13 protein-coding genes are annotated in these 17,528 nt (G+C 65.3%); 6 read left to right on the top strand and 7 right to left on the bottom strand.

What is annotated here, in order from left to right; genetic code table 11:
* Window positions 1–51: 51 nt before the first annotated feature.
* From FIU94_RS02645 to FIU94_RS02630, 4 genes are all read left to right on the top strand, one after another.
* On the top strand, window positions 52–2,511 hold the full coding sequence (locus FIU94_RS02645; protein WP_152464307.1) for a heavy metal translocating P-type ATPase: 2,460 nt from the start codon (window positions 52–54) through the stop codon (window positions 2,509–2,511).
* 91 nt (window positions 2,512–2,602) lie between these two features.
* Window positions 2,603–3,025, top strand: a complete 423-nt coding sequence (cueR, locus tag FIU94_RS02640) for a Cu(I)-responsive transcriptional regulator (protein ID WP_152464306.1) — start codon at window positions 2,603–2,605, stop codon at window positions 3,023–3,025.
* Window positions 3,022–3,453, top strand: coding sequence for a cytochrome c (locus FIU94_RS02635; RefSeq protein WP_152464305.1), 432 nt, complete (start codon window positions 3,022–3,024; stop codon window positions 3,451–3,453). The genes cueR and FIU94_RS02635 overlap by 4 nt, the downstream gene beginning before the upstream one ends.
* Window positions 3,450–3,878 carry a cytochrome c gene (locus tag FIU94_RS02630; protein WP_152464304.1) on the top strand — a complete coding sequence of 143 codons (429 nt, stop codon included), beginning with the start codon at window positions 3,450–3,452 and terminating at the stop codon, window positions 3,876–3,878. The genes FIU94_RS02635 and FIU94_RS02630 overlap by 4 nt, the downstream gene beginning before the upstream one ends.
* 57 nt (window positions 3,879–3,935) lie before the next feature.
* Here FIU94_RS02630 and FIU94_RS02625 read toward each other — a convergent pair whose 3' ends face one another.
* The 3 genes from FIU94_RS02625 to FIU94_RS02615 form a co-directional block, all read right to left on the bottom strand.
* Window positions 3,936–5,312, bottom strand: a complete 1,377-nt coding sequence (locus tag FIU94_RS02625) for an aspartate aminotransferase family protein (RefSeq protein ID WP_152464303.1) — start codon at window positions 5,310–5,312, stop codon at window positions 3,936–3,938.
* Between the two features lie 25 nt (window positions 5,313–5,337).
* Entirely contained in the window at window positions 5,338–6,813 is a 1,476-nt protein-coding gene (locus tag FIU94_RS02620; RefSeq protein ID WP_152466925.1) for an NAD-dependent succinate-semialdehyde dehydrogenase, read from the bottom strand.
* 118 nt (window positions 6,814–6,931) lie between these two features.
* Window positions 6,932–7,414, bottom strand: coding sequence for an Lrp/AsnC family transcriptional regulator (locus FIU94_RS02615; protein ID WP_152464302.1), 483 nt, complete (start codon window positions 7,412–7,414; stop codon window positions 6,932–6,934).
* A gap of 404 nt (window positions 7,415–7,818) precedes the next feature.
* Here FIU94_RS02615 and doeA point away from each other — a divergent pair, with 404 nt between their 5' ends.
* Both doeA and doeB read left to right on the top strand, forming a co-directional pair.
* Window positions 7,819–9,003, top strand: a complete 1,185-nt coding sequence (gene doeA, locus FIU94_RS02610) for an ectoine hydrolase DoeA (RefSeq protein ID WP_152464301.1) — start codon at window positions 7,819–7,821, stop codon at window positions 9,001–9,003.
* Complete coding sequence (gene doeB / locus FIU94_RS02605) at window positions 9,000–9,989, top strand: N(2)-acetyl-L-2,4-diaminobutanoate deacetylase DoeB (RefSeq protein ID WP_152464300.1); 990 nt, start codon at window positions 9,000–9,002, stop codon at window positions 9,987–9,989. The genes doeA and doeB overlap by 4 nt, the downstream gene beginning before the upstream one ends.
* On the opposite strand, the gene FIU94_RS02600 is transcribed toward doeB, so the two are convergent.
* From FIU94_RS02600 to FIU94_RS02585, 4 genes are read right to left on the bottom strand one after another with little or no spacing between them, the layout of a single operon-like run.
* Window positions 9,986–11,842: an acetyl-CoA hydrolase/transferase C-terminal domain-containing protein gene (locus FIU94_RS02600; protein ID WP_254702597.1), complete on the bottom strand. Its 1,857-nt coding sequence runs from the start codon at window positions 11,840–11,842 to the stop codon at window positions 9,986–9,988. The two genes, doeB and FIU94_RS02600, sit on opposite strands and share 4 nt — an antisense overlap.
* Window positions 11,835–13,910, bottom strand: a complete 2,076-nt coding sequence (locus FIU94_RS02595) for a 3-hydroxyacyl-CoA dehydrogenase NAD-binding domain-containing protein (protein WP_152464298.1) — start codon at window positions 13,908–13,910, stop codon at window positions 11,835–11,837. The genes FIU94_RS02600 and FIU94_RS02595 overlap by 8 nt, the downstream gene beginning before the upstream one ends.
* Window positions 13,910–15,205: an acetyl-CoA C-acetyltransferase gene (locus tag FIU94_RS02590; protein ID WP_152464297.1), complete on the bottom strand. Its 1,296-nt coding sequence runs from the start codon at window positions 15,203–15,205 to the stop codon at window positions 13,910–13,912. Before FIU94_RS02590 ends, FIU94_RS02595 begins: the two co-directional genes overlap by 1 nt.
* A complete protein-coding gene (locus FIU94_RS02585) occupies window positions 15,202–17,466 on the bottom strand; it encodes an acyl-CoA dehydrogenase (RefSeq protein WP_152464296.1) in 2,265 nt (754 codons plus the stop codon). Before FIU94_RS02585 ends, FIU94_RS02590 begins: the two co-directional genes overlap by 4 nt.
* Between the last annotated feature and the right edge of the window lie 62 nt (window positions 17,467–17,528).

The raw sequence follows: 17,528 nt of genomic DNA, 5'->3' as shown, positions 1-17,528 counted from the left end.
GTTGCTGGAACCCCTACATCCGCGACAGACCCGTTGCAGAAAGGCGCCACGATGACGAACGTACAGGCAGGACAAGACCCGCAATCCCCGGCCGGGGTGATCCGCGATCCCGTCTGCGGGATGACCGTCGACCCCACGGCGGGCAAGCCCACCGCCACGCACGAGGGCCGGACCTATCACTTCTGCTGCGACGGCTGCCGCAAGAAGTTCGAGGCCGACCCGGAACCCTACCGCACGGCCAGGGACCCGGTCTGTGGCATGACTGTCGACCGCGCCAGCGCGGCCCAAATGGCGAAACACGCGGGCGAGCGGTTCTATTTCTGCTCTGCCGGGTGCCAGACGAAATTCGAAGGCGATCCGCAGGCCTACCTGGGCGACCGCCCCGCGCCGGAGCCAATGCCGGAAGGGACGATGTACACCTGCCCGATGGACCCCGAGATCGTGCAGGATCATCCCGGAGACTGCCCGATCTGCGGCATGGCGCTGGAACCGATAAATCCCACGCTGGATAGCGGCCCGCACCCCGAATACGTCGATTTCAAGCGGCGGCTCTGGATCACGGCCCCCATGGCGGCGGTGGTCTTCGTGCTGGAGATGGGCAGCCACATCGGCATCCCCTTTGCGCAGTGGATGGGCCACACCGCATTTGTCTGGGTGCAATTCGTGCTTGCGACCGGGGTGGTCTGGTTCACCCGCATGTTTTTCAAGCGGGCGTGGAATTCGCTCAGGAACCGCAGCCCGAACATGTGGACGCTGATCGGGCTGGGCACCGGCGCGGCCTATCTCTTTTCCATCTTTTCGCTGCTGGCGCCGGATGTCCTGCCCGCGCAGATGGCGGACGCCATGGGCATGACCCCGGTCTATTTCGAGGCGACGGCGGTGATCCTGGTGCTGGTGCTGCTGGGGCAGGTGATGGAACTGGCCGCCCGCGAACGCACCGGCGACGCGATCCGCGCGCTGATGGACCTTGCGCCAAAGACGGCGCGCCGTGTCTCGGGCGACAGCGAAGAGGACGTGCCGCTGGACGCGCTCAGGGCCGGTGACATTCTGCGGGTCCGGCCCGGCGAAAGCGTCCCGGTGGACGGCGTCGTTACCGAAGGGCGGTCGTCGGTCGACGAAAGCATGATCACCGGCGAACCTGTGCCCCAGGAAAAGGTTGCGGGCGATGCCGTGACCGGCGGCACCGTGAACAAGACCGGATCGTTCCTGATGGAGGCGAAAGAAGTCGGCGACGACACCACCCTGAACCGGATCGTGCAGATGGTGGCCAGCGCGCAGCGATCCCGCGCACCGATACAGGCGGTGGCTGACCGGGTCGCGGGCTATTTCGTGCCCGCCGTGGTGGCCTGCGCGCTGCTTGCCTTTGCGGTGTGGTGGGCCGTCGGGCCGTCGCCCGCGCTGACCTATGCCTTCGTCGCGGCGGTATCGGTGCTGATCATCGCTTGCCCCTGTGCGCTGGGTCTTGCCACGCCGATGTCGATCATGGTCGCGTCGGGCCGGGGCGCCAATGCCGGGGTGTTGATCCGCGACGCCGAGGCTCTGGAGCGGCTGGCCGGGGTGGACGTGTTGATCGTGGACAAGACCGGCACGCTGACCGAAGGCGCCCCCACCCTGACCGACGTCGCCCCGCGCGGCATGGCAGAGGCCGAGCTGCTGACGCTGGTCGCGGCACTGGAGCGGGGGTCCGAACATCCCCTGGCCGAGGCATTGGTCGCGGGGGCCGAAAGCCGCGGTGCCACGAGAAAGGACTGCACCGATTTCGAGGCGATCACAGGCAAGGGGGTGACGGGCATGGTCGACGGGCGCCCTGTGGCGCTGGGCAACAGGGCATTGATGGCCGAGCTTGGTGTCGCCACCGACGACTTTGCCGACCGGGCCGAGGCACTGCAGGCCGAAGGCAAGACAGCGATGTTCGTGGCTGTGGACGGGCAGGCGGCGGGGCTGGTCGCGGTGGCCGACCGGATCAAACAGACCACGCCCGAGGCCATTCGCGCGCTGCACGACCTGGGCCTGCGCATCGTCATGGCCACCGGCGACGCCGAAGCCACCGCGCAGGCGGTCGCGACCGAATTGAACATCGACGAGGTGCACGCCGGGGTCAGCCCCGAGGATAAGGGCGCGCTGGTCAAGCGGTTGCGGGGCGAGGGCCTGTCCGTGGCCATGGCGGGTGACGGCGTGAACGACGCGCCAGCCCTGGCCGAGGCGGACGTGGGCATCGCCATGGGCACCGGTGCGGATGTGGCTGTGGAAAGCGCGGGGATCACGCTTGTCAAGGGCGACCTGACCGGCATCGTGCGCGCCCGCAAGCTGGCCGAGGCGACGATGCGCAACATCCGCCAGAACCTGTTCTTCGCGTTTCTCTACAACGCGGCCGGTGTGCCGGTGGCGGCCGGGGTGCTTTACCCGGTGTTCGGCCTGCTCCTGTCGCCGATGGTGGCCGCCGCCGCCATGAGCCTGTCGTCGGTGTCGGTCATCGGCAACGCGCTGAGGCTCAGAGCGTCGAAACTATAGGGGCCGCCGCCGCGTGCATGACCCGTGATGACGAGCGCCCCTTGACCTTCCAGCCGATGGAACCTTTATCCTTTCCGAAAGGAGCCTGCAGATGAATATTGGCAACGCCGCGAAACAGACCGGCCTGACGGTCAAGACGATCCGATACTACGAGGACATCGGATTGATCAACGCCGCCCGTTCGGAGAACGGATACCGCGAGTTCGGCGGCAAGCAGATCACGCAACTGCGGATGCTTGCTCAGGCGCGTCACCTCGGCTTCGGGCTGGAGGAATGTCGCCGCCTGCTGGACCTCGACGCCGATCCGGCGCGCGCCAGCCGTGATGTCAAAGCACTGGCGCTGCAAAACCTCGACACGGTGCGCGACAAGATCGCCCAGTTGCAGACCCTGGAGATGGAACTGGAAGTGATGATCAACCAGTGCCATGGCGACGACGCGCCGGATTGCGCGATCCTGAACGGGCTGGCGCTTGCCCCCGACGACACCCTGCGCGAGACCGAGGCGGTGGAATGAGGGGGCTTGCCTGTGCCGCCGCCCTGGCAGTCGGAACGACGGCGCTGGCGCACAGCGGTGTCGACGATCCGGTCGTGATGAAACGCATGGTCGGCATGACGGACATCGCCGCGCATACCAAGCTGCTGGGCCGGATGGCCAAGGGGCAGGATCCCTTCGATGCCGCCGCGGCCAACACCGCGCTGGATGGCATCGCGACAGAGGCCGCCCGCATCCCGGCGCAATTCGGCGACCGCGTCCTGCATCCCCGGTCCGAAGCGTTGCCGGTGATCTGGGAAAGGTTCGAGACTTTCACCGCGCGTGCCGAAGACCTGCGCGACGTCGCCACCAATGCGCAAGGCACGGTGACGGAAGCACCCGATCTGGACGGGGTGATGCGCCGGATCGGCAAATCCTGCAGTGCCTGCCACGAGGCGTTTCGCAAATGAGAGGTCTTCTTCTGGCCTTCATCCTTGCGGCTCCGCCATCGTTCGCGGATCACCTGTTCGAAGATCGCGACATCGCGACCGGTGCGGCGCTCTATGCGGAAAACTGTGCCGCCTGCCACGGGGCGGAGTTGCAGGGCCAGCCCGACTGGCGCACGCCCGGAACGGACGGTGTGCTGCCCGCGCCGCCGCACGACGTCACGGGGCACACATGGCACCACGATACACCGATGCTGATGGCCTATACGCTCGACGGGGGGCAGGCCACGCTCGAAGCGCGGGGCGTCACCGGCTTCAAGAGCGGGATGCCCGCCTTTCGCGATACGCTCAGCGAAGATGACGTTCTGGACATCCTCGCTTACATTCGCGCTTCCTGGCCTGTCGAAGCGCAGAACGTGCAGCGGCAGCGTACCCACGGGGCGGACTGAAAAGGGGGCCGTCGCCGGCCCCCTCCTTGTGCATCCCGATGCTGTCCGGGCAGGCCGTCAGAGCACCTCTTCGACCGCCGCCTTGGTGGCCGCGACAATCTCGTCGGCTTCTTCGCGGGTCAGCGAGAACGGCGGGGCGAAGCCGATGATGTCGCCCTGCGGCATGGCGCGGGCGATGATGCCCCGGTCCAGCATCGCCGCCACGACCCGCGCGCCGACCTTTTCGGAGGCGTCGAAATAGACACGGTCATCGCGGTCCCTGACCAGTTCGACGGCACAGAGCATGCCTTCGCCCCGGACTTCGCCGACGTTGGCGTGTCCGCCGATGGCTTCGGTCATCGCCTTGTTCAGGTAGGCGCCGACTTCGCCCGCGTTGCTGACCAGGTTCAGCTCATCCAGCAGCTTGAGGTTCGCCACCCCGGCCGCCGCACCGATGGGGTGGGCCGAATAGGTCCAGCCGTGGCCGATGGGGCCGTTTTCATCGGTGCCGCGTTCCAGCACTTCCCACATGCGGTCGGACACGATCGACCCCGACAGCGGCGCATAGGCCGAGGTAAGACCCTTGGCGATGGTGATGAGATCCGGTTTCAACCCGTAGTGGTCCGACCCCATCATGGTGCCAAGACGGCCAAAGCCGGTAACGACTTCATCCGCGATCAGCAGGATGTCATGCTTTTTCAGCACTTTCTGGATCGCATCCCAGTAGCCCGCGGGAGGGGGGACGATGCCGCCGGTGCCCAGCACCGGTTCCCCGATGAAGGCGGCGATGGTGTCCGCGCCTTCGCGTTCGATCAGCGCCTCAAGTTCGGCGGCGCAATGGGCCGTGAACTGGTCCTCGCTCATCGACAGGTCGTCGCGGCGATAATAATAGGGCGCTTCGGTATGGATGACCTGGCTCAGCGGCAGGTCGAACTTCTGGTGGAACAGATGCAGACCGGTCAGCGACCCGGTCATCAGGCCCGAGCCATGATAGCCGCGCCAGCGCGAGATGATCTTCTTCTTCTCGGGGCTGCCCAAGATGTTGTTGTAGTACCAGACCAGCTTGATGTTGGTTTCATTCGCATCCGACCCGGACAGGCCGTAATAAACGTGGTTCAGCCCCTCGGGCGCCCGTTCGGCGATCATGCGCGACAGGGTGATCGACGCCTCGGTGCCGTGGCCCACGTAGGAATGGTAATAGGCCAGCTCATGCGCCTGTTCCGCAATGGCATCGGCGATTTCGGTCCGGCCATAGCCGACGTTGACGCAGTAAAGACCGGCAAAGGCATCCAGCGATGTCTTGCCCTCGCGGTCGGTGATGCGCACGCCATCGGCCTTCTGGATGATCCGGTTGCCCATCTCGCGGCGGGCGAACTGGCCCAGATGCGTGGAAGGATGGAAGAAGTGATCGTGATCCCATTGGGTCAGCTGATCGTTGGCGCGTGCATTGTCCATGTTTCGGTCCTTTCTGGTGCGGGGCTCAGGCCCAGTCGCGGCATACGTATTTGACTTCGGTAAAGGCTTCCAGCCCAAGCCGGGATCCTTCGCGGCCCAGGCCCGATTGTTTCATGCCCCCGAAGGGGATCGGCGCCCCCGTGACCTTGGTGCGGTTCACCGCCACCATGCCAAAGCGCATGGCGCGGCTGGCACGATAGATCCGCCGCGGGTCCTGCGTGTGCAGATAGGCGACAAGCCCGTATTCGGTGGCATTCGCCCGTTTGATCGCCTCCTTCTCCGTGTCGAAGGGGGCGATGGCGGCAACAGGGCCAAAGGTTTCCTCGTGCATGATCAGCGCGTCCTCGGACACGTCGGCCAGCACGGTGGGCTCAAAGAACAGATCGCCCGCCGCATGGCCGCCCCCGCCACACAGCACGCGGGCGCCTTTTGCCTTGGCGTCCTCGACGTGCTCGCGCTGTTTGGCCACGGCACGGGCGTTCATCAGCGGCCCGATGTCGGGGTCGTCGATGCCCCGCCCGATGCTGAGCGCGCGGGTGCGTTCGGTAAAGGCGGCGCAGAACTGGTCATAGACGGATCGCTCCACCAGAAACCGGTTGGCGCCCAGACAGTCCTGACCGGAGGTCGCGAATTTTGCCTTGATGGCCTCGTCCACGGCCTGATCCATGTCGGCATCGGCAAAGACCAGGAACGGTGCGTGGCCCCCCAGTTCAAGCACCAGCCGCTTGATCGTGTCGGCCCCCTGCCGGTAGAGCAGCCGACCCACTTCGGTCGACCCGGTGAAGGACACCGCCCGGACCAGCGGATCTTCCATCCAGGCGCCGACGATCTCGGGCGCGTCACCGGTGATGACGTTGAATACGCCATCGGGCATGCCCGCGCGCTCCGCCAGCTTGGCCAGCGCCAGTGCGGACAGAGGTGTCTCGATCGACGGGTGCGCCACCACGGTGCAGCCCGCGGCCAGGGCCGCCGCTGCCTTGCGCGTCAGCATGGCGCAGGGAAAATTCCACGGCGTCACCAGCGCCGCAACGCCCACGGGCTCGCGCCAGACCTCGACTTCCGCGTCGGGCAGGTGGGACGTGACGCTTTCGATGTTGGGGCGGCGCGCCTCTTCGGCGTAGAATTCGACAAAGGCAGCGGCATATTCGATCTCGCCCCGCGCCTCGGAAATCGGCTTGCCCTGTTCGGCGGTCATGATCCGGGCCAGATCCTCGCTGTGCTTCATCATCAGGTCGAACCAATTGCGCAGGATCGCCATCCGCTCTTGCGGGAGGGTCACGGCCCAGTCCTGCCATGCGTCATCGGCAGCGGTGGCGGCAAGCCGGGCGTCGGCGACCCCCATGCAGGCGACCTGCGCCAGTTCGGTGCCGTCCGCGGGGTCGGTAACGGCCTTGGTCCGGCCATCCTGCGCCTCGATCCAGGCGCCGCCCAGATAGGCCTTGGTCCGCAGCAGCTCCGGGTCATCCAAAGCGGCAAGTATCGGGTGTTTCCTGTTGATCACGTCGGACACGGCAGCCTCACTACGTTCGATGTCGGGTTTCGCGAAACATAACCGGTAAGCGCCCGAAAGTTTTTCGGTAATTTCCGGTGTCGATCCGAATAGCTCTCGCCGGTGGCCGCTATTTTCCGAACAGAATGTCGAACGGCGGCGGGCTGTCCTTGACCGGTTTCGTCACGATGTAGCTGTAGAAACGCGCGACGCCCGCCCGCTGTTCCAGCACCTCCTCGATCAGCGTCTGGTAGCTGTCGATGTCCCGTGTCACCACCTGCATCAAGTAGTCGTAGCCGCCGCCAAGCGCCCAGCACCCGACAATTTCGTCGTGGCGGGCGACTTCGTGTTCGAACCGGTCAAAGCTCTGGGCCCGGTGTTCGCCCAGTTCGACCATCACGAATACCGTCACCGACGGCCCCAGTGCCCGCAACGAGACCTCGGCGCGGTAGCCGGTGACGACCCCGGCTTCCTCCAGCTTCTGCATCCGTTCCCAGCAGCTGGTTTGGCCCAGACCGACGCGGCGGGCGAGATCGCTCTTGGTGATCCGCCCGCTGGTCGAGAGAACCGCCAGGATGTCCAGATCGGTCCGGTCGAGCCGGTGCATTTTCATTCGGTCATCCTGTTCCCGGCACCGCCGTCCACGGCGATTGTCCTGCAAATTCTGATGGGATTGTCATGAAAAACCTCGACCCCCACAAGAGCGAACTCAGACGCTTGCGCGATCGCCGGCCATCCGGGGGCGCCCGCCGGATGCTGCGGGTGCGCTGGGTTCCGCTCCGGTCTGGGGTGAAAAATGCCGACCGCCAGGGGGATGGAATTGCGCGCAGCCATTGACGCGGGCGGCATAGAAGATGACGATGCCATCGTGGAACCGGGCGATGGTGGCGTGCCGCGCGGCACGCGGTCGGGTCGGTTCCGGCGACATCACCATTGCCGACCGGACAGGCACAGGCATACGGGGCACCGTAATCGTAACTCATGCCTGGCGACGATTGCCGGGAAGGAACAGCAGTAATGACGACCTTCGAAAAGAACTTCACCACCTCCGAATACTACCGCCGCATCGACAAGACCCGTGCCGCCATGTCGGACCGTGGGCTGGATGCGATCTTTGTTTCCGATCCGTCGAACATGTCTTGGCTCACTGGGTATGACGGATGGTCCTTCTACGTGTTCCAGGGCGTTGTCCTGACGCATGAGGGCGATCCGGTGTGGTGGGGTCGGGCGATGGACGCGCTGGGCGCGCGGCGCACCGTCTTTATGGACGAAGAGGACAATATACGCGGCTATGACGACACCTTTGTCCAGAACCCGGAAAAACACCCGATGGAGGACCTGTCGCGGCTCCTGGCCGAACTGGGCCTGGAAGAGGCGCGGATCGGTGTTGAGATGGACAATTACTATTACTCCGCCACCGCGCACGAATGTCTGAAGAAACAATTGCCCAAGGTCCGCCTGTCGGATGCGACCGGGCTGGTCAACTGGCAGCGCGCGGTCAAGTCCGAGCGCGAGATCGAGTACATGCAGCGCGCCGCCCGCATCGTCGAGGCGATGCACGCCCAGATCCTTGAGGTCGCCGAACCGGGGATGCGCAAGAACGATCTGATCGCGGAAATCTATGCCACCGGGATTCGCGGGGCGCTGGGCTATTGGGGCGACTACCCCGCCATCGTACCGATGGCCCCCTCGGGGCTGGATGCCACAGCGCCGCATCTGACCTGGGACGACCGCCCGCTCGAAGTGGGCGAGGCGACGTTCTTTGAGATCGCGGGCGCGCACCGGCGGTATCAATGCCCGCAGTCGCGCACGCTGTTTCTGGGGGAAGTGCCGCAGAAATACCGCGATGCTGAGGCCGCGGTGCTGGATGCCATCGAAGCGGGGCTGGAACAGGCCAGGCCCGGCAACCAGGCGCAGGACATCGCCAACGCTTTCAACGCCACGCTGAACAAGGCCGGTTTCGAGAAAGACAGCCGCTGCGGCTATGCCATCGGGATCAGCTATCCCCCCGACTGGGGAGAGCGGACAATCTCTTTCCGCCGGGGCGATACCACCGTGCTGGAACCGGGCATGACCTTTCATTTCATGCCTGCGCTCTGGCTGGATGACGGCGGGCTGGAGATTACCGAGCCGATCCTGATCACCGAAGACGGGCACGAATGCCTTTGTACCACGCCGCGCGAACTGTCGGTGAAGACATGACGGCCAATCCCATCAGCCCGACAATCCCGCTGGATGCAGATGGCGCCCATCACGGGTTTCTGAAATTGCCCTACAGCCGGGATGACAGCGCCTGGGGGTCCGTCATGATCCCGATCAGCGTGATCGCCAACGGGGCGGGGCCGACGGCGCTGCTGACCGGCGGCAACCACGGCGACGAATACGAGGGGCCGGTGGCCCTGCAGGAGCTTGCCGCAACGCTCAGGCCCGAGGACATCACCGGGCGCGTGATCATCCTGCCCATGATGAACACCCCGGCATTCGCCGCCGGGCGGCGCTGTTCGCCGATTGACGGCGGCAACATGAACCGCAGCTATCCGGGCCGTCCGGACGGGACCGTGACCCAGAAGATCGCGCATTACATCGCGACCACGCTGGTCCCGGCCGCCGACATCGTGCTGGATTTCCACTCTGGCGGCAGCACCCTGGATTTCCTGCCTTTCGCCGCCGCCCATGTGCTGGAGGACAAGACGCAGGAGGATGCCTGCATGGCGGCGATGCAGGCGTTCAACGCGCCTTATTCGGTGCGGATGCTGGAAATCGACGCCGTGGGCATGTTCGATACCGAGGTGGAAACCCAGGGCAAGACCTTTGTCACCACCGAACTGGGCGGGGCAGGCACCTCGACCGCGCGCAGCGTCGCCATCGCCCGCAAGGGCATCGGCAATCTCCTGCGCCATGCCGGGATAATCGCAGGGACGCCTGAAATCGCCGAGACCGTCCAACTGGACATGCCGGACGAGACCTGCTTCCAGTTTGCCATGAACGCGGGGCTGATCGAATATCTGGTCGACCTTGGCAATACCGTGGCCGAGGGGCAGCCGATCGCCCGCATCTGGCCCGCCGACCGCACCGGCGTCGCGCCCATACCGTGCCTTGCGCGGCGCGACGGCATTCTCGCTGCACGGCATGTGCCGGGGCTGGTCAAGATGGGCGATTTCGTCGGTCTGGTGGCCGTCGCGACCTAGGCGTTCGATGCCTGGTCCCGGGCAGTCAACCGCAACGCCCCGCGCAGGGCGCGGGCCTGCACCGGTTCGGTCAGGGCAGGCTCGGGTGGATAACCCATCCGTTCCATAGCAGGCCCTTCCCGCGGGTGCGCCGGCTGCGCGAAGGATGCCCAGATCAGCCCCGCCAGCGCCTTCTTGTCCGCAGCCGCAACGCCGAGCCGGGACAGCGCAGGCAGCAGTTCCCGCTCGGTTGCGTCGAAATCGGTGCCGAAGGGGAAGTCGGGCAGCAGCGTCGCCCGGTAGGGGCGCAACCAGGCCGACAGACGCGCCGGGGTGTTCTGCCGATGTGCCTGCGGCACCTCCCAGTCCGGGGCGATCTTGCCTGCCGCCCGCGCCTGTTCCAGCAGATCTTGCTGAAATCGGCTGTCGGCGATGCAGATCAGCCGTTTGATCACCTCTTCGTCGGTCTGGCCCCGCAGGTCCGCCGCGCCGTATTCCGTCACCACCATATCGCGCATGTGGCGCGGCACTGTTGTGACCGGCAGTTGCCAGACGATGTTCGACCCGGTTTCGCCCCCGCTGCTGCGTGTTGCGGGCAGGGTCAGGATGGCGCGGCCGTCTTCCAGCGCAAAGGCCTGCTCGAAAAAGTTGAACTGCCCGCCCACACCGCTGATCACCTGGCCGGGCTTGGCGCTGTCGGACATGGCGTCACCCAACAGGCTGACCTGCATCCCGCCGTTGACAAAGCGGGCGTGAACCCGCGCCGCACGCTTGGCGGCCTCGTCCCCGTAAAGCGCGTTGGTAAAGCTGACGGGTTTCATTGCGATCTTTGCGCGCCGGTCTAGCGGCATGTCGCGCAGGCGTTCATAGACATCCCGCGCCTCGACAAAGAAACCGGCGTGGATCGCGGCCCCCGCCACCTCGCGCCGCAGGATGCCTGCCTCGAACAGGGACAGCATGCCGCCCACCAGCATTTCGGTCACACCGTAGAGGCCGGTATCGAAAGGCCCGGTGTGGTCGCCGGACAGCGGGAAAGGCGCATCCTGCCAGATCGGTGCCAGCGCCGCCCTGTCGCGCAGCAACAGCGCCTGCGCGACAGCGTCGCCGATGGCTCCGATCCCGATCTGAAGCGTTCCGCCGTCCACGACGTGCCGCGCGACGTTGAGGCCGATGGCGTGTTGCGCATCGGAAACCGGGCGGCGCACCGCCGAGAAAAGCTCGAACGAGGTTGCCGGTTCATACAGCATGGCCAGCGCCTCGGGGGCGATCTCTGCATCCGGGCCGGGCATGAAGGGCAGGTTGGTGTTGACTTCGCCCACCGCGACAAAGTCCATCTCTCCCTGTTCGCGCAGGGCGAAAAGGTCCGTTGAAATATCCGTGTTGCACGACAGGCTGAAGCTGTCGTCGCCCGGCCCGAGCAACTGGCACAGAACATTGGGCCGCTGCGCGATCAGCACGTCGCGCGCATGGGTATAATTGGCCGAGATATAGTGCCGTTGTGCGTAGCTGTTGCCCAGCCAGGTGCCTGCCTGAAAAAAGAACTCGGACACCGTGATGTTGTCAGGCAGCGTGTCGTCGGCGATCATCCGGGCATAATCCAGCGCCGGATAGGCCCCGAACAGACGGTCCATCGCCGGTTCCAGGAACCGCCGTTCAATGTCCGATGCGGGATCTGGGCGGCGCAGGGTCAGGGCCGTGAAGATCGACAGCGACAGCGCGCTGTCTTCGGCGGCAAGGCGGGTCAGCGCGTTGACCAGCGTGACCGGCTTGCCAAGACCGAGGGGCAGGGCCAACCGCACCTTGCCCCCGGTCCTGTCGAAAATGGCGCGCGCCATCGCATCCGCATCGCTAAATCGACGGGGCAGGTCAGCCAAGAGTGTCCCATCCCTCGTCCGGTGCGAACCGGGGGCCGTGTTTTTCCGCCAGTTCGTGCAGGCGGGTTCTGACCTCCGGCACCCCCCGCGTGCGTGCATAATGCATCGGCCCGCCGCGGAACGGCGCCCAGCCCGTGGCAAAGATCATCGCCCCGTCCACCTGATCCTCGCTCTTCGCGACACCCAGACGCAGCACTTCGACACAGGCATCGAGCATGGGCAGAATAAGGCGGTCGGTCAGGTCGTTCGGCGCGTCGGACAGATCGGCGTCAGGGTGCGGGGTGCCGTCCGACCAATCGTAGAACCCCTTGCCGGTCTTCTTGCCCAGATCGCCCGCATCGACCTTCTTGCGCAGATCATCGGAAATCTCGGCCATCGGTTTTTCCAGGTTGCCGCGCAGCGATTCCGCGACGTGCAGGCCAATGTCCAATCCGACCTGATCGGCCAGCGTCACAGGCCCCATGGGCATGCCAAAGCGCAGCGCGGCAGTGTCGATCACCTCTTTGCTCAGGCCTTCGTCCATCAGGACCATCGCCTCCATCAGGTAGGGGGTCAGGGCGCGGTTCACCACGAAACCGGGATAATCGCCGACCAGCGCGGGCAACTTGCCGATGGCGCCGCAGAACGCGGCGAGACGTGTCGCGGTGTCGTCATCGGTTTCGGATCCGCGCACCACCTCCACCAGATCGACACGGGACACGGGGTTGAAGAAATGCAGCCCCGCGAAACGCGCCCTGTCCGGCGATGGTCCGGCAAGCGTATCCACCGACAGGCTTGACGTGTTCGACGCCAGGATCGCATCAGGCTTCATCCGGCCCTTCAGATCCGCATAGATCTTTTCCTTCAGGTCCATCTTTTCGGGCGCGGCCTCGATGATCAGGTCGGCACTGCCGATGCCATACCCCTTGGGGTCCGGCATCAGCCGATCCAGCGCGTCGCGGGTTTCGATGCCCGACAGGTGCTTGTCCTTGCAGATCTTGGCGGCCTGTTTGACGGCCTTGCCCAGCGGGTCGGTCTGCACATCGCCCAGCGTCACGCGCTTGCCGCGAATGGCGGCCATCGCTGCGATCTCGGCGCCCATCGCACCGGCACCGATCACATGCACATGGCTGATCCCGTCCTCGCCCCGTCCCGCGTCCTTCAGCTTCTGTCGCAGGAAAAAGACCCGCCGCAGGTTCTTCGACGTGTCGGTTTTCAGCAGCGACGCGAAACTGTGGATCTCGCCCTTCTGCATTTCCTCGCGGTCGTCGCCGTATTCTTCCCACAGGTCGATCAGGGCATAGGGCGCGGGGTAATGTACTTCCGGCGCTTTTTGCTCCGTCTTGCTGCGCATCTGGCGGGCGACCAGACTGCGGGCCTGTTCGAACCCAAGGGCGCGGGCCTTCAGACCCTGACTGTGCGCCTCGACCTTGCCGTCCGCAGCGGCCCTGACGGCGGCGGCAACGTGGCGTTCCTCGACCACCTTGTCGGCAATACCCAGCGATTTCGCCCGGTCGGTGTGGGCCGTCTTGCCGGTCAGCATCATTGTCATCGCTTCCAGCGGGTCGATCAGCGCAGGCAGGCGGAAAGTCCCGCCAAGACCCGGATGCAGGCCCAGCTGCACTTCGGGAAACCCGAAGGACGCACCGGGTGTGGCAATGCGCAGATCGCAGGCCAGGGCAAGCTCAAAACCCGCGCCGAGCGCCGCGCCGTGTACCACGCAGATGGTGGGACACTTCAGGGCCTCGATCCGGTCCAGCACGTCATGCCCCTGCTTCAGCAGCGCATCCGCACCCTCGTCGCTCATGGCCTCGAAACTGGTAATATCGGCACCGGCTGCGAACCCGGCGGGCCTTGCCGACCGGATCACCAGCGCCTTGGGCAGATCCGCTTCGGCCTTGGCCACATGCGCGTCGAGTTCACGCAGCACGTCTTCCGATATGGTGTTGGCAGAGCTGTCGTGCTTGTCCAGCACCAGCCACAGGATGCCCGCATCGTCGCGCCCGGAACGCCAGTTGCCGTCACGCGCGCCCGCAGGCCCCAGTTCGAGCCTGGTTTCGCCAAGGAAATTGAGAACTGTTCCGGTCATCACACGGCCTCCAGCATCATGGCGCCGCCCAGACCGCCGCCGATGCACTCTGTCGCGATGCCGCGTTTCTCGCCGCGCTGCTTCATGGCGTTTGCCAAGTGCAGCACGATGCGGTTGCCGCTGGTCCCCACCGGATGGCCCAGCGAGATCGCCCCGCCGTCCACGTTCAGCCGGTCGCGGTCGATCATGCCGAACGCGCTGTCGTAGCCCAGCACCTCGCGGCAGAAATCAGCGTCGTCCCAGGCGGCAAGACAGGACAGCACCTGTGCGGCGAAGGCTTCGTTCAATTCCCAGACGCCGATGTCGTCGCGGGAAAGGTCATGGCGTTGCAGGATCGGCGTCGACGACATCACCGGGCCAAGCCCCATGATCGACGGGTCCAGCGCGGCCCATTCGCTGTCGGTGATCTCGGCCAGCGGGTCCAGCCCGTGCGCCTCCACCGCCTTTTCCGAGGCAAGGATACACCAGCTTGCGCCATCGGTGATCTGACTGGCGTTGCCCGCCGTGACTTTCCCGTAGGGCGGCTCGAAAACCGGCTTGGGCTTGGCCAGCCCTTCCAGGTCACTGTCCGGACGCACACCGTCGTCGTGGTCGTAGACCGTTCCGTCGCGGTCAAAGGCGGGCATGATCTCGTCCGACAGCCGCCCGTCTTTCTGCGCGGCGGCAAGGCGGTGATGGCTCTGCATCGCGTAGGTGTCGGCGGAGGTGCGGTCGATGCCAAAGCGATGCGCCAGCACCTCGGCGGTCTGGCCCATGTTCAGGGAGGTGATCGGATCGGTCAGGCCACGCTCCAGCCCGACAACGGGCTTGAAGAAGTCCGGCCTGATGCCGGTCATGGCCTTTGCCTGTTCCAGCGGTCCCTTGGCGGCGTTCATCTTGCCGAACCATTCGACGGCGGATTGGCGCAGCGTCAGCGGCGCGTGGCTCAGCGCCTCTGTTCCCCCGGCAAGGATCATCTGGTGGCTGCCGTCGCGGATGTAGCGATACGCGGTGTCGATGCTTTGCATGCCCGATCCGCAGTTGATCTGGACGGTAAAGGCGACCATCGCCTCCCCCAGCCCGAGGCGCAGCGCCGCGACGCGGGCCGGGTTCATCTCGTCCGCGATGACATTGACGCACCCGAGAATCACCAGATCGAAAGCGGTGCGGTCAAAGGGCTGCCGGGCAAGCAGGGGGCGCCCGGCCTGCACCGACAGATCGACGGGTGTGAAGGGACCGGGCGCACCGCGCGCCTTCAGGAAGGGCGTGCGCGCGCCATCCACCAGGTAGACGCGTTGTCGGGTTGCATCGCTCATTCTGCTGCCTCTCTGGGGGTCGCTTCGTAGTCATCCGACGACTGGGCCGCATGATCCTTGAAGTAGCGGGACAGTTCTTTGGGCGTATAGTCGTCCACCGCGATGACCCTGGCCACAAGCGCGTTCATCTCCTCAATCTGCGCCATCTCGCTGTCGCTCAGCGTGCCTTTGGCCTTTGCCTCTTCCGGCGTCTGCCTGGCGTCGCGCAGGCGTTTCATCACCGGCGCCATTTCGACCACCTTGGCATAGCAGGCGTTGAGCGTATGGACCCCATCGCCCTCCTTGCCGCCGTCAAGGCGACCGATGATCCGGTCGCGTGTCTCGGAAGGCTCATAGATCAGATCGCTGGCCGCGGCAGTCAGCCTGTCGTCGGGCCCGCGACGTGTAGACCCCGGCAACGTCAGGAAGCGCAGTACATACGCCGCCCAGCGGGCGGGCAGGTTCGCGATCACCTCGTCCAGCGCGGTCTGTATCCGCCGGAATGCCGCGTCGGCCGCGTATTGCAGCACCGGCAGGTCGGCCTCCTGCCGACCTTCGTCCTCCCACCGCTTCAAAGCGGCAGACAGGATATACATTTCCGACAGAATGTCGCCCATCCGGGCCGAGATCATTTCCTTGCGCTTGAGCGCGCCGCCCAGTGTCAGGAAACAGAAGTCGGCAGTCAGCGCATAGGCGGCGGACCAGCGGGACAACTCCTGATAGATCGGCTTGGCCGGTCCGAAATTCCCTGCCGGCGCGAAGCGGCCTCCGGTGATCGCACGGCCCCAGGCACGGAACAGCGTCCTGGTCGTATGACCCACATGCGCCCAGAAGGACTTGTCGAACATCTCCAGCGACTTCTGCTGGTCCTCCTCCTGCAGGGCAAACATGTTGTCCAGCATGTGCGGATGTGCCCGGATCGACCCCTGGCCAAAGATGATCAGGCTGCGGGTCACGATGTTCGCGCCCTCCACCGTAATGCCGATGGGCACCGCGCGGTAAAGCGGCAACAGATAGTTCGACGGCCCGTCGATCACCGCCTTGCCGGAGTGGACGTCCATTGCATCGTTGATCGCCTCGCGCATGCGGAACGTCGCATGTGCCTTCATGATCGCCGAAATGACGGACAGCGCGCGGCCTTCATCAAGGCCCGCGCAGGTCAGATGACGGGCAGCGTCCATGGCGTAGGAATCCGCAGCCAGCCGTCCCATCCGATCCTGGATGCCGCCGAACTTGCCGATGGGCAGGTTGAACTGCTGGCGGATGCGGGAATAGGCGCCGGTCGTGTGGGCCGACACGGCAATCGCCGCGCAGCCCATCGACGGCAGCGAAATGCCCCGTCCCGCCGCCAGCGCCGACATCAGCATCATCCAGCCCTTGCCCGCGTATTCCTGACCGCCGATGATGTTGTCGAGCGGGATGAACACGTCTTCGCCGGTTGTCGGACCGTTCATGAACATGGTGGAGGAGGGCAGATGGCGCCGCCCGGTTTCCACACCGTCCAAGTCGGTGGGGACCAGCGCGCAGGTGATGCCGATGTCCTTTTCGCCGCCCAGCAGACCGTCGGGATCCTGCATCTGGAACGCCAGCCCAAGCACCGTGCACACCGGCGACAGGGTAATGTACCGCTTGGCCCAGTTAAGCCGCAGGCCAAGCACTTCCTCGCCTTTCCACATGCCTCTGCAGACCACGCCGCTGTCGACCATCGCGGATGCGTCCGATCCGGCCTCGGCGCTCGTCAGTCCGAATGCGGGCAACTCGCGTCCGTCGGCAAGGCAGGGCAGCCAGTAATCCTTTTGCGCTTCGGTGCCGAACTGATGCAGCAACTCGCCCGGCCCAAGCGAGTTGGGCACCATGACAGTCACCGCCGCCGCGACGGAGCGCGAAGAGATGTAGCGCACGATCTCGGAATGGGCGAAGGCCGAGAATTCCAGACCGCCGTGAGATTTGGGGATGATCATGCCGAAGAATTTCTTGTCGCGCAGGAACTGCCAGACCTCTGGCGGCAGGTCGCCGTCCTCGTGGTTGATCTTCCAGTCGTCGATCATGCCGCACAGGTCGCGCACCGGGCCGTCGAAAAACGCCTGTTCCTCGGCGCTCAGCTTGGGGGCCTTGATCGCGTGCAGCTTGTCCCAGTCGGGGTTGCCGGAAAACAGCTCTGCCTCCCACCAGACCTCGCCCGCCGACAGCGCCTCGCTCTCGGTCGAAGACAAGGCAGGCAGGACGCCCTTGGCCCACTTGTGGATCGGTTTGGTGAGATAGTTCGCGCGAGCGTTGGACATGACTGGACCCTCCTGCAAAGCAAACTCGGGGCGCGGTCAATCAGTTCCAGACCCCAGGGAAG

It is taken from the genome of Sulfitobacter sp. THAF37 (genome assembly GCF_009363555.1).
Lineage (GTDB): Bacteria > Pseudomonadota > Alphaproteobacteria > Rhodobacterales > Rhodobacteraceae > Sulfitobacter.
This window is presented reverse-complemented; position numbering and strand designations above follow the sequence as displayed.